Below are 3,572 nucleotides of genomic sequence, written 5' to 3'. Positions count from 1 at the left end.
TGCAAGGGCTTGACTCCCAACCAACGCCTCCGACTATCCCAACCGGCGCCTGGCCACGCCCGCATCAGCCCCGTCGAGCCCGCTCGACCCGTCACGCTACCTGGAGCCCGCACGCTTTTGCAGTCTTGTTTGTCCTGTGCGCCTCAAGTCAACATAATGCCACTTCTGCGAAGTAAGTGTGTAGGCGTTCTATAGAGATGGCGGGTTTGCGGTCATTAGAAATGTCGGGTTCGGCCTGGTGTGTCGAGGTCGCCGGCCATGACGACCGCGGTCGCGCAGAACCCGTGCGAAACGCCATCAAATAGCGTGACGACTGCACCATCAAACAGCGTGCTCACGCTCATTCTAACGGATCCCACATGGAGGGTTTGTGTGGATCATCTAGGCTGATTGACTCTCCATCACATCTCGTCCTCAAGGAAATCTCGGCGCGCTTCATTGCGTGAGGATGTAGGATTACCTCCGGATTAGGCCCGTCTCCCCGCCGGGTCATGATCGTCATAAAGATAAGAAACAGGGCTGCGAACAGGGCGCCGCCAATCGCCCAGAGCTGCACGGTGCGATCCGTAGCGACGGCGGCAAACACTAAGCAAAGACCGGCGCTCGCTGCTACCAAAGACTGCCCTACGCGGGCGTAGGTTTTAGCCGCGCGGTTAGCGCAGTCCGCGCACATCGATACTGAGATGCGACGCGTCTGTTCGCAAGTCAATTCAAACTCTCCATACCCGCTGGGCCTAGACCTGATTATCCTTGCGTTCCACTCTCGGCTCAGCCTCGGTCTGCAGGTCATTCCGCAAACCACACACTCTGTATCCAGAAGTTCATCCATGGCGATCTCCGTCGAAACGCTCGTCGTGGCGTGCGCGGTCGAGCCGATAGCTGTGGCGGCCTACGTCGAGCGGCTTAGGCGCGCGGGCGTGTACCGCATGCTTTGGCCAACGCACTCGTCGTTCGTGGAGAGCGGAACGGTGACAAAGAACTCGGAAATCTACGATCACGGCCCGACAGCTACCTGTTCAGCAAGTGACCAATGTACGTGAAGCCCAAGAAGCCAAAAAAACACGATGGAAGGAGTATACGCCAAGAGCCGTCAGGATCTAACGGGTAAAAGAAGTGCCCCGCTATCGTGCCGGAAAGAAAGCCAACAAACAAGGATCCAATGGCGCATCCGAAAGCATCACCAAGAACATCCCAGCCGTCTACCATGACAAACACGATTAGCACGAACAAGCTAGCGAAGAATGCTATCCATGCAAGAGTTCGCAGCTGTGATGCGACGCCAGGATTCGTTCTGGACGATACGCTGTCGACGCGCCTAACTATAGTTCTTCCCTTCAGTTCGGTCTGGACTGTGTTTCCAATTTGCACGTGTTCGAGAACGAACGAGGAGCTTACAGCCAAACACATTGAAAGACTAGCTAATCCAAAGAAGTACTTCATTAGTAAGTGTTTCGATGAGTAGTTGTGTTGGCAAATGCAACGATGCTCAGTTGGCAGACGTCCGCTCTTGCCTTTCAGTTACCCGTGCCCTCCCTTGAGAACCCGATACGGCGCCTCGGTCGAGTAACACGGATTGAGCTCGCCCGAGCCGGCGCTCTCCCAGTTGTGCGGCCCGCGCTCCGGCCAGTCGCCCCGCTCAAGCATCAAGACACGATGTCCGGCCATCACGAGGCTATACGCCGCCATGGCACCACCCGGACCACTGCCGACAACGATAGCGTCGTACGGATCTCGACTGTTGGGGTCGTCGCACGCAGCGGGCACGTAGCGGGCAACTAGCAGAGGCGCTGAAGGGAATCAATCGACGCCGCCACTCAGGGGTCGACTTTCATGTACGAAATCAGGGACGCAGGACACTAGCGCCAAACGCGACCTTGGAGGACGGGAGCGGGTCGTGGGGGCCGGTCCCGGACGTCGCCGACTTGGAGCGTACGCCACTGGTCGAGGCCCTGCCCGACGTAACCGCCGCCGTTCGCCGGCGCTCGCCGCCGGTTGAATCCTGAAAACCCAATGATTGCTGCGCAAGAAGGCCGGCCCTGGGCTTGCTGCATGCCGCGGAGCGATGCCGCATGTGGCCCATGTCCCCCTGCCGGCCCCGGCGACCGGCTACGAGCGCCGGCAGCCCGAGCAGACCCTGCTCTACCAGACGCTGGCGGCGCACTGGCCGCGCTTCGCCCAGCGTTGTGAGGAGCACGGCGGGTTGCCCGCGTTCGTCACGCGCGAGTTCGAGGATTACCTCACGTGTGGAATCTTGGAGCATGGCTGCGTGACGGCGTCCTGCCGCGAGTGTGGGTTCGAGCGCTTGGTCGGCTTCAGCTGCAAGCACCGCGGGTTTTGCCCCAGCTGTTGCGGCCGAAGAATGAACGACACGGCCGCACACTTGGTCGACTCGGTGCTGCCGTTCGATGCTCCCGTCAGGCAGTGGGTGTGCTCGCTGCCGTGGCAGCTTCGCAGCGTGCTTGGCTACGACAGCCGACTGTGCAGCGAGGTCATGACGGCCTTTGCGACCGAGCTGATGCGCAGCTACAAGCGGCGGGCCAAACGACAGCTCGGCCTCGCTTCGGTAGCCGATGCGTTTACAGGCACCATCACGTTTGTACAGCGTTTTGATAGTGCCTTGCGGCTCAACGTACATGGGCACACCTTGGCGCTCGACGGCGTATACGTGCGCGATGAGGAGGGCGAGCTGCGCTTTCAGACGCTGCCCGAGCCGACTGTGGGCGACGTTACCGACGTTGCAACGCGCACCGCCGCGCGCATCGAGCGCGTGCTCGAACAGCACGGCCGCTACTTGGACGAGCCGACCGAGCACGGCGACGAGCAGCTGTGGCTCGACTACCCGGCGCTGGCTTCGTGCTACCAGGCCGCCACGAGCGGCCGGCAACTGCTCGACGAGCACCCCGGAAAGCCTGCCCTGCGCTTGCTCGGCACGACCAAGGCGCGCAAGCACGCTGCACACGCAGCGCTCGTCGCCGAGGTGCGCGGGGTCAATGTTCATGCCGAGCGCGTCGTCGATGGCCGGGACCGAAAGCAACTCGAGCGACTGTGCCGATACCTTGCCCGGCCACCGTTGAGCCACGAGCGCTTGAGCGAGCTCGCTGACGGCAAGCTGCGCCTCGCGCTCAAGACCCCCTGGTCCGACGGAACCCGAGCCATCGTGCTCAGTCCCATGGACCTCATCGCCCGCCTGTGCGCCCTGGTGCCGCCGCCGTACTTCCACCTGACGCGCTTTCACGGCGTCTTCGCCCCCAATGCAACCCTGCGGCCTCAGATCGTCCCTGTGCGTGCCCCTGACCCCGAGCTCGACCTGCCCGAGCAACTGCTCCTGTTCGACAAAACCGGCCAAAGGCCCGCCGCACCCGCTGACCCTGAGCCAGCGCCAAGTTCGCCCGGCCGACATCCGTGGGCCTGGCTGCTCAAGCGAGTGTTCAAGGCCGACGTCACCGTCTGCCCCAAGTGCCAAGGCCGCATGCGCATCACCCAGGTGGCGCTCACCGCAGACGACATCGGCCGCATTCTGGCTCATCACGGCTTGGGGCCCAGACCGCCGCCGCCGCCTATCCTGAGCCCAC

At 62.1% G+C, this 3,572-nt stretch carries 3 protein-coding genes; 2 read left to right on the top strand and 1 reads right to left on the bottom strand.

Annotated features, from left to right (window positions below):
- Positions 1–827: 827 nt before the first annotated feature.
- Positions 828–1,040 (top strand): hypothetical protein, encoded by a 213-nt coding sequence (locus MJD61_09515; GenBank protein ID MCG8555508.1) that lies wholly within the window; start codon positions 828–830, stop codon positions 1,038–1,040.
- Between the two features lie 478 nt (positions 1,041–1,518).
- Here MJD61_09515 and MJD61_09510 read toward each other — a convergent pair whose 3' ends face one another.
- Positions 1,519–1,686: a hypothetical protein gene (locus MJD61_09510; GenBank protein MCG8555507.1), complete on the bottom strand. Its 168-nt coding sequence runs from the start codon at positions 1,684–1,686 to the stop codon at positions 1,519–1,521.
- Positions 1,687–2,062: 376 nt separating this feature from the next.
- On the opposite strand from MJD61_09510, the gene MJD61_09505 reads away from it, so the two are divergent.
- On the top strand, positions 2,063–3,572 hold a 1,510-nt coding region (locus tag MJD61_09505), incomplete at its 3' end, for a transposase (protein ID MCG8555506.1).

The sequence above is a fragment of the Pseudomonadota bacterium genome (genome assembly GCA_022361155.1).
Lineage (GTDB): Bacteria > Myxococcota_A > Polyangia > Polyangiales > JAKSBK01 > JAKSBK01.
This window is presented reverse-complemented; position numbering and strand designations above follow the sequence as displayed.